General features: G+C 70.5%; 19 protein-coding genes and 1 riboswitch. Of the genes, 7 read left to right on the top strand and 12 right to left on the bottom strand.

Annotated features, from left to right (window positions below):
• Positions 1-29: 29 nt before the first annotated feature.
• Positions 30-632: a nuclease-related domain-containing protein gene (locus tag HHX31_RS30850; RefSeq protein ID WP_311932359.1), complete on the bottom strand. Its 603-nt coding sequence runs from the start codon at positions 630-632 to the stop codon at positions 30-32.
• A gap of 372 nt (positions 633-1,004) precedes the next feature.
• Here HHX31_RS30850 and HHX31_RS30845 point away from each other — a divergent pair, with 372 nt between their 5' ends.
• Positions 1,005-2,432, top strand: a complete 1,428-nt coding sequence (locus tag HHX31_RS30845; RefSeq protein ID WP_169952836.1) for an amidase — start codon at positions 1,005-1,007, stop codon at positions 2,430-2,432.
• A 4-nt stretch (positions 2,433-2,436) separates the two neighbouring features.
• Here HHX31_RS30845 and HHX31_RS30840 read toward each other — a convergent pair whose 3' ends face one another.
• From HHX31_RS30840 to pepN, 4 genes are all read right to left on the bottom strand, one after another.
• The gene (locus HHX31_RS30840; RefSeq protein WP_169952834.1) at positions 2,437-3,405 is read right to left on the bottom strand and encodes a hypothetical protein; all 969 of its coding nucleotides are present in this window, start codon (positions 3,403-3,405) and stop codon (positions 2,437-2,439) included.
• 9 nt (positions 3,406-3,414) lie between these two features.
• On the bottom strand, positions 3,415-5,253 hold the full coding sequence (locus HHX31_RS30835) for a DUF2207 family protein (protein ID WP_169952833.1): 1,839 nt from the start codon (positions 5,251-5,253) through the stop codon (positions 3,415-3,417).
• A 2-nt stretch (positions 5,254-5,255) separates the two neighbouring features.
• Positions 5,256-5,807 carry a LemA family protein gene (locus tag HHX31_RS30830; protein WP_169952831.1) on the bottom strand — a complete coding sequence of 184 codons (552 nt, stop codon included), beginning with the start codon at positions 5,805-5,807 and terminating at the stop codon, positions 5,256-5,258.
• Between the two features lie 412 nt (positions 5,808-6,219).
• Positions 6,220-8,784: an aminopeptidase N gene (gene pepN, locus HHX31_RS30825; protein WP_169952829.1), complete on the bottom strand. Its 2,565-nt coding sequence runs from the start codon at positions 8,782-8,784 to the stop codon at positions 6,220-6,222.
• 182 nt (positions 8,785-8,966) lie between these two features.
• Between pepN and HHX31_RS30820 the strand changes: the two genes are divergently transcribed.
• Together HHX31_RS30820 and HHX31_RS30815 are read left to right on the top strand one after the other, a co-directional pair.
• Entirely contained in the window at positions 8,967-9,575 is a 609-nt protein-coding gene (locus tag HHX31_RS30820) for a DsbA family protein (protein WP_169952828.1), read from the top strand.
• Between the two features lie 94 nt (positions 9,576-9,669).
• Positions 9,670-11,076 (top strand): aldehyde dehydrogenase family protein, encoded by a 1,407-nt coding sequence (locus HHX31_RS30815; protein WP_169952821.1) that lies wholly within the window; start codon positions 9,670-9,672, stop codon positions 11,074-11,076.
• Position 11,077: 1 nt separating this feature from the next.
• Here the strand turns inward: HHX31_RS30815 and def are convergent, their stop codons facing one another.
• Positions 11,078-11,566: a peptide deformylase gene (def, locus tag HHX31_RS30810; protein WP_169952819.1), complete on the bottom strand. Its 489-nt coding sequence runs from the start codon at positions 11,564-11,566 to the stop codon at positions 11,078-11,080.
• A gap of 107 nt (positions 11,567-11,673) precedes the next feature.
• Here def and HHX31_RS30805 point away from each other — a divergent pair, with 107 nt between their 5' ends.
• Entirely contained in the window at positions 11,674-12,144 is a 471-nt protein-coding gene (locus HHX31_RS30805) for a ribose-5-phosphate isomerase (protein WP_142557400.1), read from the top strand.
• Here HHX31_RS30805 and HHX31_RS30800 read toward each other — a convergent pair.
• Both HHX31_RS30800 and HHX31_RS30795 read right to left on the bottom strand, forming a co-directional pair.
• Complete coding sequence (locus tag HHX31_RS30800) at positions 12,105-12,311, bottom strand: hypothetical protein (RefSeq protein WP_169952817.1); 207 nt, start codon at positions 12,309-12,311, stop codon at positions 12,105-12,107. The two genes, HHX31_RS30805 and HHX31_RS30800, sit on opposite strands and share 40 nt — an antisense overlap.
• 50 nt (positions 12,312-12,361) lie before the next feature.
• Positions 12,362-13,594 (bottom strand): GNAT family N-acetyltransferase, encoded by a 1,233-nt coding sequence (locus tag HHX31_RS30795; RefSeq protein ID WP_169952816.1) that lies wholly within the window; start codon positions 13,592-13,594, stop codon positions 12,362-12,364.
• Between the two features lie 117 nt (positions 13,595-13,711).
• On the opposite strand from HHX31_RS30795, the gene HHX31_RS30790 reads away from it, so the two are divergent.
• Together HHX31_RS30790 and HHX31_RS30785 are read left to right on the top strand one after the other, a co-directional pair.
• A complete protein-coding gene (locus tag HHX31_RS30790) occupies positions 13,712-14,824 on the top strand; it encodes a PP2C family protein-serine/threonine phosphatase (RefSeq protein ID WP_169952814.1) in 1,113 nt (370 codons plus the stop codon).
• Between the two features lie 118 nt (positions 14,825-14,942).
• Positions 14,943-16,250: an RIP metalloprotease gene (locus HHX31_RS30785; protein ID WP_169952813.1), complete on the top strand. Its 1,308-nt coding sequence runs from the start codon at positions 14,943-14,945 to the stop codon at positions 16,248-16,250.
• A 15-nt stretch (positions 16,251-16,265) separates the two neighbouring features.
• On the opposite strand, the gene HHX31_RS30780 is transcribed toward HHX31_RS30785, so the two are convergent.
• Positions 16,266-16,775 carry a DinB family protein gene (locus tag HHX31_RS30780; protein ID WP_169952811.1) on the bottom strand — a complete coding sequence of 170 codons (510 nt, stop codon included), beginning with the start codon at positions 16,773-16,775 and terminating at the stop codon, positions 16,266-16,268.
• Between the two features lie 328 nt (positions 16,776-17,103).
• Here HHX31_RS30780 and HHX31_RS30775 point away from each other — a divergent pair, with 328 nt between their 5' ends.
• Entirely contained in the window at positions 17,104-17,553 is a 450-nt protein-coding gene (locus HHX31_RS30775; protein WP_169952809.1) for a hypothetical protein, read from the top strand.
• A 31-nt stretch (positions 17,554-17,584) separates the two neighbouring features.
• On the opposite strand, the gene HHX31_RS30770 is transcribed toward HHX31_RS30775, so the two are convergent.
• From HHX31_RS30770 to HHX31_RS30760, 3 genes are all read right to left on the bottom strand, one after another.
• Positions 17,585-17,980, bottom strand: a complete 396-nt coding sequence (locus tag HHX31_RS30770) for a nuclear transport factor 2 family protein (protein WP_169952808.1) — start codon at positions 17,978-17,980, stop codon at positions 17,585-17,587.
• 73 nt (positions 17,981-18,053) lie between these two features.
• On the bottom strand, positions 18,054-18,626 hold the full coding sequence (locus tag HHX31_RS30765; RefSeq protein ID WP_211590560.1) for a hypothetical protein: 573 nt from the start codon (positions 18,624-18,626) through the stop codon (positions 18,054-18,056).
• 233 nt (positions 18,627-18,859) lie between these two features.
• Complete coding sequence (locus tag HHX31_RS30760) at positions 18,860-19,741, bottom strand: hypothetical protein (protein WP_311932352.1); 882 nt, start codon at positions 19,739-19,741, stop codon at positions 18,860-18,862.
• A 64-nt stretch (positions 19,742-19,805) separates the two neighbouring features.
• Positions 19,806-19,944, bottom strand: a riboswitch (cyclic di-AMP (ydaO/yuaA leader).
• Positions 19,945-20,009 lie beyond the last annotated feature (65 nt).

The following is a 20,009-nucleotide window of genomic DNA, read 5'->3' as shown; positions in this document are numbered from 1 at the left end:
TGTCCACACCTCGGGACGGCGCGCCGCCTCTATTCGGGGTAGCGCGCGGGCAGCACGCGCTCGGCGGCCCGGTAGATCGCGTCGATCTCGGCCGTGGTGAGCGATCTCTCCCGCTTGGTGATCCACTTGCGTACGAGCCCGCCGGAGAAGACGTCGACCTCGCGCACGTTGAGGATGCGCCAGGGGATCGCCGGGCCGTAGACCGCCAGGGACGGCACCACGGTGATCTCCCGGCCGAGCGCCTTGCTGATCAGATCGCTCGCCTGCTCCGCCTCCCAGCGGGCCTCGTCGAGCCGGGGCTTCTGGTTGAACGGGCCGTGGAAGAGCTTGCGGTGCGACTGGACCCGTACGGGCAGCCGCTTGTCCCACTTCTCCGAGTCGACGGCGTAGACGCCGGTCGGCCCGACCACCAGGTGGTCGATCTGGGCCTCGCTGCCGGGGATGGCCCGCGCGTGCAGCGTCCGGTAGCCGTTCCGCTCCAGCTTCTTGAGCTGGGCCTCCGTCTGGCGCTCCGCCGCGGAGGCGCGCCGCCACGCCGGGATGGTGGACAACGTCCGCGCGCGGTAGACCGCGTCGGCCACACACGCGAGGATGGCCGCGGTGAGCCCGAGCCGCCAACTGGTGAAGAGCACGCCGAACACCACGCCCGCCGCGACCGCGATCAGGGCGCGGCGGCGGAGATGGCGATATCGCGTGTCCTGCCACAGGCTGCTCAGCGACGTGCGCTGGACCGGAGCGTAGCTGGGGGACGCCGGCGCCTCAGGTGGCGCCGGAGGGCGTTCCGCCTGCTCCGACGTTTGGTCACCGACCCAGATGGGTGACGTATCGTGACCGTCTTCTGGCGCTAGACCGGTATCCACATCACTCACGGTAGTTGAGCCGTCCGAGGCTTGCCTAGTGTTGGATGGTTCATACTTTTGTGGCCTGCTTGAGCCGATTCATCGCGCGGAAGTGCGGGTATCTTCTCTAGATATCCTCGGCCGGGGGGCCTACCGTTCGGTAGCGTGGCGCACATTCACGATCTTACCGCCCTTGAGCAGGCGGCAGCCGTACGTACCGGTGAACTTTCCCCCGTCGAAATCACCGAGCACTACCTGGAGCGCATCGCGCGGCTCGATTCCGGCCTGGGGGCGTTCGTCACCGTGACCGCCGACCGGGCGCTGGCCCAGGCGCGTGAGCAGGAGGCCAGGGTCACCGCCGGTGACACCGGGGACCTGCCGCCGCTGCTGGGCGTACCGGTTCCGATCAAGGACCTCAACTTCGTCAAGGACGTGCCCGTCCACTTCGGCTCGGCCACCTACGAGGGGTTCGTCGCGCCCGCGGACGACAGCGTGGTCGAGCGCCTGCGGGACGCGGGCACGATCATGCTGGGCAAGACCAGCACTCCCGAGTTCGGCATGCCCTGTTACACGGAGACCTATCTGGGCGAGCCGGCCCGCACTCCCTGGGACACCACGCGGTCGGCCGGCGGGTCGAGCGGGGGAGCGGGTGCCGCGGTCGCGGCCGGTCTCGCGCCGGTGGCCCAGGGCAGCGACGGCGCGGGATCTATCCGCATCCCCGCCTCCGTCTGCGGCCTGTTCGGCATCAAGCCCAGCCGCGGCCGCATCTCCGCCGCCCCGATCGTGCCCGACCTCGCGGGGCTGTCGACCAACGGGCCGCTCGCCCGCGACGTCGCCGACGCCGCGGCGCTGCTGGACGTCATGGCGCACAACAACCCCGGCGATCTCTATCACGCCCCGCCGCCCGCCCTCGGGTCGTTCTCCGCCTATGTGGGGCGCGACCCTGGCCGGCTGCGGATCGCCAGATTCGCCACGCCCGCCGTGCCGGGAGCGGAGGTCCACCCCGAGGTGCTCGCGGCGTACGAGAGCGCCTCGGCGACGCTGGAGTCGCTCGGCCACGAGGTGGAGGAGATCGCCCCGCCGTTCGGGCCCGACGTGGTGCCCGAGTTCGTCAAGATGTGGTTCGCCTTCTCCTGCATGCACCCGGTCGCCGAGGAACTGGAGCCGAAGCTGCGCCCGCTCACGGCCTGGCTGCGCGAGCGCGGCCACGCCGTCTCCGCCCCCGAGTTCCTCCAGGCGCAGGGGACGCTGCAACTCGCCACGCGGTTCGCGCTGCTGGTGACCGACGCGTACGACGCGGTGCTCTCGCCGACCGTCACCCAGCCGCCCGTGCCGGTGGGCTGGTTCGAGGACGTCGACTCGCCCGAGGAGACGTTCGAGCGGATGATGCGCTTCGCGCCCTTCGCCGCCATCTACAACGTCAGCGGCCAGCCCGCGGTGAACCTCCCGCTCCACTGGTCGCCCGAGGGCCTGCCGATCGGCGTCATGCTTGCGGGCAGGTACGGCGACGAGGGAACGCTCATCTCGCTGTCGTCCCAGGTGGAGGCGGCGGCCGGGGGATTCTGGGGCGACCGCAGGCCGCCGGTCTGGTGAACGGCTAACGCAGCAGTTCGACCACGTGGGCGGCGACGTCGGCGAGCAGCGTGGCGGGCCGCACCGGCGCCGCCGCCACGGCGGAGAACAGGGCGGGCAGGCCGGGCAGCGGGAAGCCGTCGTCCGCGGTGACCGCGCGGGCCGCGTCGTGCTTGGCCAGCGCGGCGCGGCTGCGCTCCCACGCCTCCAGCACCTCCTCGGGCGACGGCACGCCGAAGCCGTGGCCCACCGGGGCCGCGTGGCGCAGGCGTACGAGCGGGGTGTCGGCGAACGCCAGCGCGATCCTGCAGCGGGCGGCGAGGTCGTCGAGGCCGGGCACCCAGGCGAGCGCCCCGCACGGGGTGCGGCACCGGCCCGCGCACGTGGCGAGGGCCCCCGCCACCTGGCTGTGCTGCCGGTCGAAGTAGGCCCGCCAGCCCGGCGGCGGCTCCACGGCCACGCGCAGCGTCCGTTCGGCCGCCGACCGCTCGGCCCTGGTGTGGTCGCAGTCCCCGGCGGGCATGGTCCCGAACCGGCTGCCGGGGGCGCGCAGGCCCTCCGGCCAGCGGACCGGGTCGCCCGCGTGGCCGAGCGCGGGCTCGAACGCGAGCAGGGGCAGATATTCGCCGCAGATGTGGACGGCGGCGATCATCGCGCTGAGCTCGCGCCGCCGCCAGCGGGCCTCGATCACCTCTAAGAGCAGCGCGTAGGCCGGTCGCAACGAGTCGAGCGCGCCGCGCGGCTGCTCCCTCGGCGTCTGCGGCATGTGACACGCGCGGGCGCGTCTGCGCAGGTCGGCGGGCACCGTCTGGGCGTCGATCTCGGTGGCGAAGTCCTCCGCGTCGAGGGTGAGCAGGCGCTGGCCGAACTCGCACACCGACTCCACCAGGGCCGCCCGGTCTCCCTCCCCGAGCACGTCGGGCGCCAGCGCGCCGACGTCGCCGAACGAGTACCGGCGGGCCAGGACGATCAACAGGTCTCGGGCTGAGTGCACCCGACGACCCTACTGATCCAGGCGGGCGGCGGCCGTACGGGCGAGTTCGATCAGCGGTCCCGGCGGCGGCGGGCCCTGCGGGGACGACACGGTGATCGCGAACGTGCCCCTGCCGGTGGCCGCCGACACCAGGCCCGGATAGAGCATGGCGCCGTCGCCGACCCCCTCGACCGGCCGGCCCTGCACCCGGGTCAGCGTGTGCCCGACCACCATGAGATAGCGGGAGCGGATGCCGGTGGCGGCGTGGACGTCCACCCTCACCCCTGTGGCGGTCTCGTACCGGCAGGAGTCGATCCTGAGCCAGGCCGGGGCGGGCGGGCCGTCGCACGCCACGGGGGCGCCGACGTCGATCCCGAGCGCCCGCTTGAGATCGGCGGGAGTGACGAGGTCGGCCGGGCGCACGCCGTCCGCCGCCGCCGTCGCGCGCGGGCCGGGCTCGGGCAGGATCCGCACCTGGCCCAGGTTCTCCGGCGCGTCCACCAGGTGCTCGCCCGTGTCGTCGTAGGAGGCGGCGGCCCGCGGACGCGACCCCTCGATCACATCGATCCGCCTGATCCAGCCGAGCCTGCGCCCCGCGACGGCCCGCACCTGGTCGCCCTCCCGCAGGGGACGCCACATCTCCTCGCTCAGGCACATGGCCCTGACCTCGCGGGAGCGTCCTTCGTCGATCGCGCACCAGTAGGTCCACTTGGGGGTGTCGTCCCCCTTGCTGCCCGCGGCGAACCGGCGCAGCCGGACGATCTGGCCTTCGACCGTCGCGGCGCCACCGAGATCGGAGACCGCGTACAGGACCGGCAGGCCGGCCACCCCCAGACCGGCGGCGAGAGCGGCGGGCAGGACGAGCCCGTCCGGCCACACCTCGAAGGCGGCGGCGACGACCAGCAGGATCCAGGTGAAGAACCCGGCGAACCAGCCGGCCGCGAGGCCGCGCAGGACCGTCGCCCCAGGCGGCCGGCCCCACAGCAGCCGCGAGGGATAGCGGACGTCGACGACGCGCCACATCCCGCCGTACTCGGACCAGGCCCGGTTGTCGTCGGCCGGGGTGCTCACCGGAAGGCTCCTGACGGCCCGCGGCGCGAGCCCCAGCGCGGCGGCGTACGCCAGGTGGCGGCCCCAAATCGTCACCGAGGCGGCGGGCTGCTCGGCGAACCGCCCGGTCGCGCGCAGATGCTCGCGGACGCCGAGCCAGTGCGCGGCGGCCCGCGCCCCCTCGGCCGTGCCGCGCTCCCCGTTCAGCCTGCCCATCAGCGCCACGAGAAGCGCGAAGGACACGATCGCGGCCCCGGGACCGCCGTCGTGGTTCGCGCGGGTGTCGTCGATCGAGACCGCGATGCCGACCGCCACGGCGGGCACGATCGCCGCCGCGCCGAGGAGCAGCGCGTGCGCCCTGCTCCAGCGCGGCCTCGACAGGCCCTGCTCCCGCGCTTCGACAATCACCTTCTTGCGGAAGCTCTTCCACCACCGGCCGAGGTCGCGCGAGCCCTCGGCCAGCGCCCCCGTCGCGACGACGCCGTCGACCGCCAGCGACCGGACGTGGTCGTAGACGAGGCGATCGTAGGGCCGCAGGTCGCCGGGTTCCTTGCGGAGCCGTACGAGGGACAGCTCGGGGCCGATCTCCTCGACGGCAACGACGCCCCTGGCGGCCATGTCGAGCAGGGTGGCCGAGGCCGCCTCGTCGCACAGCCGCCAGTTTCCGGTGATCAGGTCGACCACCGCGGGGGAGTGCGGGGCGAGCTCTCCGGTGGCCGGCCCCGGCTCGACGTCCGGGTTTCTCGTCGCGACGGCGAGCGCGAGCAGGAGCAGCAGCCACAGGCCGGTCGCCGCCGCCGCGGCCACCCAGGCCACCATGGTCAGAACCTGACCCGGACGGGGCCGCGCTCCTCGCCGGGCGCCTGGAAGTACTCGCGGGGCGTGAAGCCGGTCATCCCGGCCACGATGTTCGCGGGAACCGCCTGGACGGCGTTGTTGTAGGTCAGGACGGCGTCGTTGTAGTACTGCCGGGAGTAGGCGATCCGGTTCTCGGTGGCGGCCAGTTCCTCCTGGAGTTCGGCGAAGTTGGCGCTCGCCTTCAGGTCGGGGTGGGCTTCGGCCACCGCGAACAGGCTCCTGAGCGCGCCGGACAGCATGTTCTCCGCGGCCGCCTGCTCGGCCGGGCCGTGCGCGCCGATCGCCTGGGAACGCGCCGCGACGACGGCCTCCAGCGTGGCCCGCTCATGGGCGGCGTAGCCCTTGACGGTCTCCACGAGGTTGGGAACGAGGTCGTAGCGGCGCTTGAGCTGCACGTCGATCTGCGCCCAGGCGTTGTCGACGTTGTTTCGGGCGCGTACGAGACGGTTGTAAACGGAGACGAGCGTCGCGACGAGGACGGCCACGACGGCGAGGACGACGATCAAGGGGATCATGGAGGCCTCCTGCACGGACGGTAGTCCCGGACCGTTCACCCTGTAAACGGGCACCCCATGTGACCACCCCCCGCTTGCACCCCACTTTCCCCCCACTTTCCCGTGGTGATCTTGTAGTTTGTCGCAGGCGTGCCTCCCACCTGCACGGCACCCCTCCGTGATCTTGCAGTTTGTCGCACGCACACCCTCCGGCCTGCGGTACAACCGCGCGTGATCATGCAGCGGCCGGCATCGCGCGGCCGTTCCCGCTGCTCGTGCCGTACGACAAAAGTCCGTGATCTTGCACCCAGTGAGGCGGCTGCAAGATCACGGACTGCATTCGTGCAGGTAGAGAGGTTATCCCGCCGAACTGTGCATGATCACGAAAGGTGAACGGGCAGCTCGACGGGGTCCTCTGCGACAAACTACAAGATCACGCGGAGGCGTCGCGGGCGCGGGCTCGCAGCGCCCGGCTGACCCCGTCGGCGCCTTCGAGCAGCAGACGCCGCAGCGCGTGCGGCGGCTGCTCCGCGCTGATGTAGTCCTGCGTGCGGGCCACGGTCTCCGGCCGGATCAGCAGCGCCGGGTAGCAGCCGACGGCGAAGTTCTGGGCCATGTCGAAGGTCCACTCGCTCCAGATCCGCCCGATCTCCGCGAAGTACCGGTCGCCGTACGGCTCCAGCAGTTCGGGATGGTGCGGGTCCGAGAAGCCGAGCAGCGTGGAGCGCAGCACCGCGCCGCTGAGCTCTCCTCCCACGATCTTCGCCCAGGTCTCGGCCTTGGCCTCCGGGGTCGGGATCATGGCCCGGCTGGTGGCGGCCGACCGCTCGCCGGTCGCGGTGGCGTCCCGCGCCAGCTCCGCGTCGATGTCCCCGGCGCCGAGCACGCCGCCGGACACGAGCGCGTGGACGAGCGTCCAGCGCAGGTCGGTGTCCACGGCGAGGCCTTCGGGCACCTCTGTGCCGTCGAGGACGCCCTTGAGGAAAGCCAGGTCCTCGGGGGAGGTGGCGGTCGCGGCGAACGCGTTGACGTAGGCGAGCTGGTGGTCCGAGCCCGGCTCCGCCGCCGCGATGAGGCGGCGCAACGCGCTTGCGAGCTCGGCGAGGCCGGCGCCCCGCCACGCCGGGTCGGCGTACTGCTGTACGGCCTGGCGGGCCTGGCGCAGCACGGTCTGCAGGACGGTCATGTCGCGCACCGAGTCGATGCCGGAGACGACCAGCTTGACGTAGTCGCGGGTGGCCATCTCGGCGTCCCGCGTCATGTCCCAGGCGGCCGACCAGCACAGCGCGCGGGGGAGCGACTCGGTGAACGCGGTGATCCCGCCGTTCACGAGGGTCTGCAGCGACCGCTCGTCGAGCCGGATCTTGGCGTAGGTGAGGTCGTCGTCGTTCACCAGGACGAGGTCGGGCCGGACCTCGCCGACCAGCTCGGGCACGGCCGTACGCGCACCGACGACGTCGAGCTCGACCCGCCTGGTCCTGGTCAGCACGCCGTCCCGCAGGGAGTACAGGCCGATGGCCACCCGGTGCGAGCGCAGCGTCGGGTGCTCCTGCCTGGCCTCCTGCAGCACCTCGAAGCTGAGGAACCGGCCCTCGTCGTCGGTCGTGAACGACGGCCGCAGCGTGTTGACGCCCGAGGTCTCCAGCCACTCCTTGGACCAGGACGACAGGTCGCGCCCGGAGGTGCGCTCCAGCGCCGACAGCAGGTCCTGCAGGGTGGTGTTCTTCCAGGCGTGCTCGTTGAAGTAGTCGCGGACCCCGGCGAGGAAGTTGTCGAGCCCAACGTACGCGACGAGCTGCTTGAGCACCGAGGCGCCCTTTGCGTACGTGATGCCGTCGAAGTTGACCTCGACGGCCTGCATGTCCGGGATGTCGGCGGCGATGGGGTGGGTGGAGGGCAGCTGGTCCTGCCGGTAGGCCCAGGCCTTCTCGACGTTCGCGAACGTCGTCCACGCGCCCTGGCCCCAGCGGGTGGCCTCGGCCTGGCACAGCACGGACATGTAGGTGGCGAACGACTCGTTCAGCCACAGGTCGTCCCACCAGCGCATGGTGACGAGGTCGCCGAACCACATGTGCGCCATCTCGTGCAGGATCGTCTCGGCGCGGCGCTCGATGACGGCGTCGGTCACGCGCGAGCGGAAGACGTAGTCCTCCAGGAAGGTGACGGCTCCCGCGTTCTCCATGGCGCCGGCGTTGAACTCGGGCACGAACAGCTGGTCGTACTTGCCGAACGGGTAGCGCAGGCCGAAGACGCGGTGGAAGAAGTCGAAGCCCTGCTTGGTGACCTCGAAGAGGTTCTCGGGGTCGAGGTACTGCGCGAGCGAGCGCCGCACGTAGATGCCGAGCGGGATGCCGTCGTGCTCGTCCCGCACGACGGCGTACGGCCCGGCGATGAGGGCCGTGATGTACGTCGACATGACGGGGGTCGGCGGGAAGTGCCAGCGCTTGGCGGCCTGCAGCGTGCCGTGCCGCCCGCGGTGCTCCTCCAGCTGCTCGACCGTGTCGGGGGCGGCGTTGGACACCACCTCCCATTCGGCGGGGGCGAGGACGGTCAGCTCGAAGGTCGCCTTGAGGTCCGGCTGGTCGAAGCAGGCGTACATCCGGTGGGCGTCGGCCGTCTCGAATTGGCTGTGCAGGTAGACCTGCTGGTCCACGGGGTCGACGAAGCGGTGCAGGCCCTCACCGGTGCGCATGTAGGAGCAGTCGGCGTCGACGCGCAGCTCGTTGTGCCCGGCCAGCCCGGTCAGCGGGATGCGGCCCTTCTCGGCGTCGTAGGTGCTTACGTCCACCTCCCTGCCGTTGAGTACGACCTTCCGCACGTGCGCGCCGTGCAGGTCGATGAAGGTGTCCGCCCCCTCGCGGTCCGAGGTGAAGTGCACCGTGGTGATGCTCTCGAACCGGTCCTCGCCCTCCGTCAGGTCGAGCTCGACCTGGTAGGACTGGACAGAGAGCAGCCGAGCGCGCTCCCTGGCCTCGTCCCGTGTCAGATTCCCTGCCACACCCGCTCCTCAATCACATGATCGAACCCCCGGAACCCCGCCGCCCCGTCGCGTCAGGGATGCCTGAATCCTGCCACGCCCCGGTGACGGGTCGAATTCAAGATCACTCCTATCTGGAATAGGAGATTTACTTCCCAGGTTGACGACCGAGGGAACCATAGTCTGTTCGAGAGGGTGTCACAGTGTCTGACCGAAAGCTTGTCGATTTCTGGTTCGACCCCGCCTGCCCCTGGGCGTGGATCACCTCCAGGTGGATCCACGAGGTGGCGGCGCTCCGGCCCGTCGACGTGCGCTGGCACATCATGAGCCTGGCGGTGCTCAACGAGGACAAGGACATCCCCGCCGAGTACGCCGAGCGGGTCAAGGAGACGCTCGGCGCCGTACGGGTGCTCGCCGCCGCGTCGGACAAGTACGGCGAGGAGGTCCTCGGGGAGCTCTACACCGAGATCGGCAGGCGGTTCCACGACGAGGGGCGTGAGCGCGACCGGGCCACGCTCGCCGAGGCGCTCACCGCCGCCGGGCTCGACCCGGCGCTGGTCGCCGCCCACGACTCGGACGAGTTCGACGAGGCGATCCGCCGCTCGCACGGCGAGGGCATCGACCTGGTCGGCCAGGAGGTCGGCACGCCGGTCATCGCCGTCGAGGGCACGGCGTTCTTCGGCCCCGTCGTCTCGCCGATTCCCAGGGGCGAGGCCGCAGCCAAGCTGTGGGACGGCGTCCTGCTCGTCGCCGGCACCGACGGGTTCTTCGAGCTGAAGCGGTCCAGGACCCGCGACCCCATCTTCACCTGAGTGTTACGGGCTCCTTCACAGGCGCTTGAACCCGTCGGAAAGGTTTCGGCCCGAGGGCTCGCCATCTGACAGGACAGGCGCAAGGATGAGGTACATGCGTCATCTCTACGTCAACGGAGCCTGGGTCCCGTCCGCCTCCCGGGAGGCCGTCGACGTCGTCAATCCCGCGACCGAGCAGGTCGTGGACCGGGTGCCCGCCGGGTCGCCCGCCGACGTCGAGTCCGCCGTCGCAGCCGCCCGTGCCGCCTTCCCCACCTGGTCGGCCTTGGAGCCGGCGGAACGCGCCGCGTTCCTGGGGGCGGCGGCCGGGCTGCTCAAGGAGCGGGCCCAGGAGATCGCGGCGACGATCGCCACCGACTTGGGGGCGCCGCTGACGCTCGCGCTGAAGGTGCAGACGCTGATGCCCGCCGAGGTGCTGGCGTCCTACGCCGACCTCGCCAGGAGGTACGCGTTCGACGCCGGCCGGGTGGGCAACTCGCTGATCGTGCGCGAGCCGGTCGGCGTGGTGGGGGCGATCACGCCCTGGAACTACCCGCTCCACCAGGTCGTGTGCAAGGTGGCCCCGGCGCTGGCCGCCGGCTGCACGGTGGTGCTAAAGCCGAGCGAGGTCGCGCCGCTCGCCGCGTACGCGCTGGCCGACATCCTCCACGAGATCGGCCTGCCGCCCGGCGTGTTCAACATGGTCAGCGGGCACGGGCCGGTGGTGGGCGAGGCCATCGCCGCCCATCCGGACGTCGACATGGTGTCCTTCACCGGGTCGACCCGGGCCGGCCGGCGGGTCGCGGTCCTCGCGGCCGAGACGGTCAAGCGGGTGGCGCTCGAGCTCGGCGGCAAGTCGGCGAACGTCATCCTGCCCGACGCCGACCTGGAGAAGGCGGTGCGGAACGGGGTCGCGGGGGCCTACCTCAACTCGGGCCAGACCTGCTCGGCGCTGACCCGGATGCTGGTCCACTGGGACCAGTACGACGACGCCGTGGGGATCGCCGTCGAGGCGGCCGGCGCCTACGTCCCCGGAGATCCGTTCGCCGAGGGCACGCGTCTGGGGCCGCTGGTGTCCGCCGCCCAGCGCGACCGGGTCGTCAGATACATCAACCGCGGCCAGGAGGAGGGCGCCCGCCTCGTGCTCGGCGGGACCGACAACCCCATGGAGCGCGGCTACTACGTCGAGCCCGCGATCTTCGCGGGGGTCTCGCCCGGCATGTCCATCGAGCAGGAGGAGATCTTCGGCCCGGTGCTGTCGATCATCCCGTTCGCGTCGGAGGACGAGGCCGTCGAGATCGCCAACGGGACGCCGTACGGGCTGTCGGGGGCGGTCTGGGCGGGCACGGAGGACAGGGCGCTCGCGGTCGCGCGCCGCCTGCGCACCGGGCAGGTCGCGGTCAACGGCGGCAGGTTCAACACGATGGCGCCGTTCGGCGGCTACAAGCACTCCGGGATCGGCCGGGAGCTCGGGGAGTTCGGTCTGGAGGAGTTCCTGGAGGTCAAGGCCGTCCAGCTCTGAGTCAGGGCGTCTGCAGCAGGATCCTGCGGCGCTCGTCCTTGCCCAGCCGGTCGACGTACAACGTGCCCTCCAGGTGGTCGAACTCGTGCTGGAAGCACCGGGCGAGCATGCCGCGGGCCTTGACGGCGACGGGGCGGCCGAGCTTGTCGACTCCGCGCACGGTCACTCCGGCGGCGCGGGCGGTCGGGGCGTACAACGGCTTGCCGGTCTCCTTGCCGGGCACCGACAGGCAGCCCTCCTCCTCGACGACCGGCTCGGGATCGTCGATCGTCAGCTCAGGGTTGATCATGTGGCCCTTGCGGTTGCTGATGTCGTAGACGAACAGCCTCCGCCCCACGCCGATCTGCGGTCCGGCCAGCCCGACGCCGTCGGACTGATACATGATCGCGAACATCTCCTCGACCAGGCGGCGCAGCTCGCGGTCGAAGTCCGTCACCGGTTCCGCCGGGGTACGGAGGACCGGGTCGCCGACGTAACGAAGCTCGTGCATGACACTCCTGTCAGCCGGAATGATGTAAGGGACGCAGGCCTGTTCGGTCGTTACTTTAGTGGAGCCCGGGGTCCCGTCCGCCAGAGGCCGTCTGGGAAACTTGTGCTGTGCGTGTCTACATCGGTGCCGACCATGCCGGCTACGAGCTGAAGAATCACCTGGTCTCCTGGCTGAAGGAGCAGGGCCACGAGGTGGAGGACTGCGGCCCCCACGTCTACGACGCGGAGGACGACTACCCGCCGTTCGTGCTACGCGCCGCGCAGGGCGTGGCCGGCGACGCGGACAGCCTCGGGGTGGTGATCGGCGGCTCCGGGAACGGCGAGCAGATCGCCGCCAACAAGGTGCGGGGGGTGCGCGCCGCCCTCGCCTGGAACGAGGACACGGCGAAGCTGGCCCGCGAGCACAACGACGCCAACGTGATCAGCCTCGGAGCCCGGCAGCACACGCCGGAGGAGGCCGTCCGGTTCGTCGGGCTCTTCCTGGCGACGCCGTTCTCGGGGGCGGAGCGGCACGCCCGGCGGATCCGCCAGCTCGCCGACTACGAGACCACCGGCGAACTGCCGCCGTTGCCCGCCTGACCCTGCGTGCGAAAGTCCCTGTCCCGGCCCCGGCGGGGCTCCCGCCGGGGCGTCTCGTCCCGCAGGGGCCGCTGGTCGGCTGCCTCCTGCTGTTCGGACGTCGGACGGGACACGTCGCGGGACCGCATGGCCGTGACCGCGGTGATCTGCAAACTCTGCAGTGCCATGTCCTGAAGCCTACGCGCCGATCACCGATCTCCGCGCTGCCCCGCGCGGCTCAGAACACCCGGCAGCCCCACGGCGCCGGGTCCCACGACATCGCGGCCGACAGTTCCCGCAGCGCGCCCGCGCGGTGCTCCCGCACCAGCCCGGCCTCCGCCGCGGCGCTCAGCGGCCGCCCGCCGAGGTACGCCGCGCCCAGCACGCCGACCGGCATCGTGAGGTCGGCGGGCGCCTCGCTCCGCTCACACGACTCCGCACCACCGGCCGTCTTCAGCCGCCAACGTCCGGCGTTCCACGGGCAGACCTCGTCCTCCACCTCGACGACCAGGTCGGCGGGGGCGGCGTAGGCGCGGGCGGCCAGAGCCCTGTCCACGTCCACGAGACGGACCCACAGGTCGTCGATCCAGACCGCGCTCGCCTGACGGGGCTCGGCCAGCAGGTGCACGATCGCGTCGTCGGACGGCCGCCGCCCGGCGTGGACGACCGCGCACAGGTCCCGGTCGAGCACGCCCCGCCAGACCAGCGCGTACGCCGCGGGGTCGCAGGCGTGCAACTCCATGAGCCGGACCTCGCCGTCGGCCACGCCGTGCTCGTTCCAGCCGGACTTCGCCCGGAACAGCGCGTAGCCGCGGGGCCCCGCCGCGTCCTCCGCGATCAGGCAGCGCAGCGGGCCCATCCCGCCCTGGTCGTAGTCGGTGTCCGGGAGGATCTCGGCCCGCCAGAACGCCTCCGACCGCCCGTACAGGCCGGGCCTGCCGGGCTGTACGGCGTCGTAGACCCGGCGCAGGGCGGCGAGCGCGTCGGCGGGCCGGGCCAGCCGGAGCCGCAGCGTGGCGTCGGCGGGAGCCGCGCGGGTGAACGCCGCGTGGGTGGGGATGCGGAAGGACAGGGCGTCGGAGGCCCTGCCGTACCCGAAGCGGCCGTAGATGCCGGCCTCGCTGGCGTAGAGCGCGGCGACGGCCTCGCCCCCGCGGTGGTGCAGGCCGTGCAACTGGTGGGTCATCAACGCGGTCAGCACGCCCCGACGGCGGTGCGAGGAGAGCACGCCGACCGCCGTGACCCCGGCCACGGGGATCGGCCCGCCCGGGACCGTCATATGGAAGGACAGCGTGCCGGCGCAGCCGACCGCCAGGTCGTCGTCGAAGGCCGCCACGAGGCGGTCGAACTCCATGATCTCGCGCCAGCGGTCGGTGATCTCCAGCGGGTAGGTGGAGCTGAAGGCCTCGTAGGCGACCGCCACGAAATCCGGCCACTCCGCTTCCCCGATGGGACGTACGGTGATGCTCATCGGACCACCGTAGAAGCGGAGCTCCAGGCGAGGCGACCCAATATCCGTGCCGGATGATCTAGACCTTGGTCAAGCAGGTGCCGTCACCTGGGATGTCCGGATACAGTCGAGGCCATCATGACTTCCCGTCCGGCGCCGCTGATCCCTCCTCGGCTGCGCGCGTTCCTGGCGCGCGTGCCACTCCTGGTGCCGTTGGTCCGTTTCCTCAGGAAGGTCTGGTCGACGGACCGGTATCTCCTCATCGCTCTCGCCACGCTCACCGTCGTGGTCGGCGTGCTCGACGCGGAGGTGTCGGCGTACTGGTTCTCGCCCTCGCTGCTGATCCTCTTCACCCTGATCGGGGGTCTCCAGCTCCGGCTGCGCAGCCTCGCGATCCTGCTGTGCGTGGTCGTGGCCTCCCTGACGTACATGGGACCGATCACGGGAGTGCCCAGCATCGGGCCCGGCCTCCTGATCACCATGGCCTTCACGGCCGCGCTGGCGTGGACGATGGCACGGACCCGGGGCAAGCTCGGCGTCCAGGGGCTGCGCGGCGACGCGATGCTGCTGGAGCTGCGCGACCGGCTGAAGCGGCAGAGCGAGCTGCCGCCGCTGCCCAAGGACTGGGGCGGCAAGGTGGTGCTCAAGCAGGCCGGGGGATCGTCGTTCGGCGGCGACTTCGTCGTCTCGATGCGGGAGGGCGACCGGGTCCAGATGGCGGTCGTCGACGTGTCGGGCAAGGGCGTGGACGCGGGCACCCGCGCGCTCATGCTGTCGGGCACCTTCGGCGGGCTGCTCGGCTCGGTGGACGACTTCCTCGTCGCGTGCAACTCCTACCTGCACCGCCAGCTCGGCGACGAGGGGTTCGTCACGGCCGTCCACCTCGAGCTCGACCTGTCCACGGGGGCGTACACCATCACATCGGCGGGACACCCTCCGGTGGTCAGGTTCGACGCCGGGTCGGGCACGTGGCGGGTGTCCACGGCCAAGGGCGTCGTGCTCGGCGTGGTCCCCGACCTGGCCTGCGAGACCGACAGTGGGGTGCTGCGCAAGGGCGACGCGCTCATGCTGTTCACCGACGGGCTGATCGAGCAGCCCGGCAGGGACATCGACGCCGGCCTCGACCGGTTGCTCGGGGAGGCGGAGCGGCTGCTGCCGTCCGGGTTCAGGGACAAGGCCAGGCAGCTCGTCCAGTCGATGTCCTCCGGCCACAACGACGACTGCGCCCTCGTCCTGATCTGGCGTCCCTAGGTCGCGGACGGACCGGCGGGGCCTTCGCGGGAGACGTCTTCGCTCTGGTGCGGGTGAGCTACGCTCGAATGGTGCTTCGTCTGCCAGAGCACCTTCTCCACCTCGGGGGTACGCGCTGATGAGCTGGCTCATCGTGGCCGGATTCGTGATCGTCTTCGTGGGCCTGCTGCTGTCGATCGCGCTTCACGAGATCGGGCACCTCGTGCCCGCCAAGCTTTTCGGTGTCCGAGTGACCCAGTACATGGTGGGGTTCGGGCCCACGCTCTGGTCGCGGAGGCGGGGCGAGACCGAGTACGGCGTTAAGTGGATCCCGCTCGGCGGCTACATCCGCATGATCGGCATGCTTCCCCCGCGTCCCACCGATGAGCCCGGCAGGCTGCGCAGCGTCTCCACGGGCCCCTGGCAGGGCCTCATCGAGAACGCGCGGGCCGTCGCCTCGGAGGAGATCCGGCCGGGCGACGACAACCGGGTCTTCTACCGCAAGCCGTGGTGGCAGAAGGTCATCATCATGGCCGGCGGCCCGGCGATGAACTTCGTGCTCGCGTTCCTGCTGTTCGCTGTCGTGATGATGGGGTTCGGCGTGCGCGTGCAGACCCCGGTCGTGTCCTCGGTGTCCAAGTGCGCCATCCCCGCCGCCGAGGCGGGGCAGAACCGCGACTGCCGGGAGAGCGATCCGCTGACGCCCGCCGCCAAGGCCGGCCTTCGGCCCGGCGACCACATTGTCGCCATCGGCGGCACCCCGGTCCCCGACTGGGAGACGGCGCAGCGGCTGATCAGGGAGCACGGCGCGGGGGAGACGACGCTCGGGGTCGAGCGGGGCGGGCAGCGGACCGACGTGCGGGTCGATCTGATCGCGCAGGACATGCCCTCGCTGACCGACCCCGACAAGGTCGAGAAGAACGTCGGCTTCCTGGGCGTGAGCCCGACCACCGTCGTGGAGAAGAAGGGCCCCGGCTACGTCGTCGGGCAGATGTGGGACATGACCGAGCGCACCGCCGTCGCCATGGTCAACATCCCCAAGAAGATGGTCGGCGTGTGGAACGCCGCGTTCTCGGGAGACAAGCGCGACCCGAACGGGCCGATCGGCATCGTGGGGGCGGGCCGGATCGGCGGTGAGATCGCCGCCTCGGACCTCTCGGTCGACACCAAGATCGAGTTCTTCATCAGCCTGCTGGCCGCGCTGAACCTCGCGGTTGGCATGTTCAACCTGATCCCGCTGCTGCCGCTGGACGGCGGTCACATCGCCGGCGGGCTCTGGGAGGGCCTGAAGCGGGCCGTCGCGCGGGTGCGACGCCGGCCCGTTCCCGGTCACGTGGACGTGGCCAAGGCGCTTCCGCTGACCTACGTCATGGCGACCCTGCTGATCGTCATGGGCGGCCTGCTCATCTACGCCGACCTGGTCAACCCGGTCCGCCTGTCCGGCTGAGCCCCGCCGGGGGACCTACTCGCCTGTCACGCCGTCGACGCGCTCGCGCAGCAGATCGGCGTGGCCGTTGTGGCGGGCGTACTCCTCGATCATGTGACACATGATCCAGCGCAACGAGTAGTGGACGCCCTCTCTGCCCGTCTTCGACGTGGCGTCCAGGTCGGCGCACGCCTCCTCGGCCGCCCGCGCGTGCTCGATCTCCGCGCGCCAGGTCGCGAAGGCCTCCTCGGCGGACGCACCGTCCACGTTGTCGAACTCGCCGTCCGGGTCGTCGTCCCCGTAGTAGATGGCGGCCAGGTCCTCGCCGTTCAGCCGCCGCCTGAACCAGGCACGCTCGACGTCGGCCATGTGCCGTACGAGGCCGAGCAGCGACATGCTGGAGGGCGGTACGGAGCGCAGTCGCAACTGCTCCTCCGTGAGTCCTTCGCATTTGACGGCCAGGGTCTCACGATGCCAGTCCAGCCAGGCGCGCAGCATCGTGCGCTCGTCCGCGGCGACGGGGGGATCGATGCGTGTGTCGGTCATCCCCGCATCCTGCCCCACCCGGCGCGCTCCTGTCGGCGTCGGCCTGTCTTTCCGCGGGCCGTATCGCGCGGTGTGGGGGTCGGCGCCGTCCGCCCAAGCGGCCTGTCCGCGACCGGCGTACGGATTTCCCATCACACCAGGAAACGCTCGAATACCGGCGCCCATAAGCAGACAAACAGCGTTTTTCGGCTGAATCCGGAATGCGGCCAAGCTCTAAATGAAAGTTTCACGTTTTCTTCTCAAACTTGTCCCAATGTGGCAAATGGGGCAGAATCAGTTGAGCCTTCAACTATTTGGTTCGGAGGCCACCGCACGGATGAGGAGAGGCATGAAGCGCATCATCTCCAGTCTCGCCGTCGCCACCGGCGTACTCGGCGCCACGCTCACCGGCGTCAGCCCCGCGTCCGCGGCCACCACCGAAATCGACTGCACGACGGGCGGGTACACCTACGTCAAGCACACGTACGCCCTCACCAACTACCCGTGGGGGGCGGTGGACGGCCGTAACTACAACATCGTCGGCTCGCCGTACAACTACGAGATCTGCCTCGATGTCCCGGACGGCACGACGTTCACCATCGAGATCCGGAAGGGGGAGGCACCGTACATCCTCGTGGACGACCGGCCCGGGGACAAGATCTTCACCTTCACCGCCGATACCTGGTATCAGGTCCACGGCACGTTGAGCGGACCCCCTAGCACCTACTTCTACTACACCTGGTACGAGAAGCGGTCCCCGGCCCGTAGCGCCCCACATAAACGCGGAATACGGCCCTGAGAAGCCCGAAGGGCTCAATAGAGCATTCGGCTTACCATCCGAACGGAGACGGGTGATGGCCGGACTCGACGAATGAGTAGTCGCGAGACTCGATGACCAGGCCATCGGAGTCGAACCGCAGCACTGTGCACCCGGAGATGGTCAGCGGACCACTGTCATAACGGGAAAGCGCCCAGTATTCGACGGTCGCCTGGTCGTCGTCGACCACCGGCTCGGCAAAACGGGCCCGCGTAGGCTCGATCTCCGCCGCGAACACGTCCTGCAGGTATTTTCTGAGCCCGGCACGTCCCTCGCAAGGAGCGCGGAAGGGCGACGACCAGTGAACGCCGTCTTCCGCCTGGAGGGCGACGATCGCTTCGGCGTCCTGACCTTCCCAGGCCGCGGTCCATGTGTGCGCCCAGCGCAGCGCGGCTTCACGAGTATGCACGACGTCTCCTATTTCGAACCCTGGTTGTCTCGGTGGTTCTCGTCAGTTCGCGGCCGATCGTCCGGGGCACCTCTTACGGCGACTCCGCAGCTGCCAGAAAGCGCCGACGTCGCTCCACGAGGAGGAAGTGAACGACGACGAGGCCGATACTCGTGGCAGCCACCGTCCATACGATCGTCTTCCCTATGGTCTCGACCACCTCGTTCCTGCCTGGCGGGAGCACGACCATCTGTACCGCGGCGCCGACCGGCACGGTCAATCTCGCGAGCAAACCGATCGCTCCCGGTTGCCTGACGCGTGCACCAATGGCACCCAGGGGCGCTCCGAAGACGACACTGGCGACCCACCATATGGGCGGCTCGGACTCGTACCAGGGGATCTGCCCGCCGCTACGGATGGTGTCCACAATGCTGTAGGCGGCTGTGGCCGCGAGAAGTGCCAGTGCGCCAGCGGCGGCACCGCCTTGCGCTGATGCCGCAGGACGGCTCTCCCCGGCGCGTCTGACCAGCCACCCCACCGCGACCGCCAAACCCGCCCAAGCCCAGCCGGAGTCCAGCAACACGCTGACGATTTCCGCGACGGACCACCCACTGGTGGTGTAGGCGCGGCTTGAAAGGTCGGCATAGCTGTGGGACAGGGCGTTCATGAGGGAGGTCGCCGCGCCGAATCCTGCTCCTACCGCCAGAGCTCTCCCCAGGATCACCACGAGATGGGGCACACGTGAGCGGTCCTGCCATCGACTGCCATGCCGCTGATCGCTAGTCACGATGCCTTTCTACCGAAAAGATCCTCGACGTCGCCGCCGTGAAGCCCTCGCGACCGTCGCGGCCTGAGGCCGCCCTACCCTGCTCGAACGGGCAGATGAACGGCTTGTGGGGCTCAGTACATCGAGATGTGGACGTGGTCGTAGTGGTTGGCGGTGATTCCACCGCGGTCGGACATGGTCCGCCAGCCCGGCTGGCCGAGGTTGTAGATGCGCTGCTGCCAGATGACGTACATCACCCCGAGCTTCGGCCCGTTCTTGATGGCCCAGGCGGCCAGGCTGTCGCCGAGCGCCTTCATCTCCGGCGAGGGCATGGCGCCGCCCGAGCTCATCATGAAGTCGCAGGCACGCCCGAGTGGGTGCTCACCGCTGTTCTCCGCGCGGTAACAGCCGACCGGGAACCGCAGATCGAAATACTTGCCGACCTCGTCGCGCATGAGCCGCATGCGGGGGGTGATGTTGTCGGATCCCACGGGTAGCTCCGGCGCCCACGAACCGCCGGCTCGTTTGCCCGGGGCGATCGGGATGAGGGCGTCGAGCTTGTCCTTGATCTCGTCGATGAGGTCCTCGGCGTCCTCGCGCTGCGCGGCGACCTGGGCCGCCTGCGTCTTGAGCCGCCCGGTGAGCGTCTCGGCGGCGTCGGCGGCCCGTTGCCGCTCGGCGCGGACCCGGTCGAAGTGCTCGATCCTGGCGGCCTGCTCCTGCTTGAGCTGGTAGTTCAGGGCGGCGGTGTTCATGTCGGGCAGCGCCAGCGAGTTGTCGGCCTGGTAGCGCAGCCCGGCCATCTGCCGTACGGCGTCCCTGGCGGCCTCGTAGTCGGCCTCCGCCTTAGCCAGCCGTCCGCGCGCGGCCTTCTCATCTTCCCTGGCCTGGGCGAGCGCGACGCGTTTGGCGTTGTAGTCGGCGATCAGCCGGTCGACCTTCTTCCGCAGGTCGGACAGCTCCTGCTTGAGCTGCTTCTCCGTCGGCTTGGGGTCGGCGGCGCCGGGGCCGGTCACGCCGAACACGAGGGCGGCGGAGACGAGCCCGCAGACGACCAGGGGGAACGCGCGGGGCAGAGCCCACTCCTCTCCACGTGCCGGCCGGGTTAGCTGACGGGTTCGGGCTGGAGGAGCCCGGGCAGGCGGCTGCCTTGACCCCAGGTGCTTGGTTGGGTCCCCGGCTCCCGGGCGAGGCGCCCGGGATTAGGCGTACCTGCTGTGACAGCTGGTGCCAGGGATACTACTGGTAAAGAAAGGACAGCTGCCACCCGAGTCGCAACCGTTC

Source organism: Microbispora sp. H11081, assembly GCF_012999535.1.
In the GTDB taxonomy this organism is placed as follows: Bacteria; Actinomycetota; Actinomycetes; order Streptosporangiales; family Streptosporangiaceae; genus Microbispora.
This window is presented reverse-complemented; position numbering and strand designations above follow the sequence as displayed.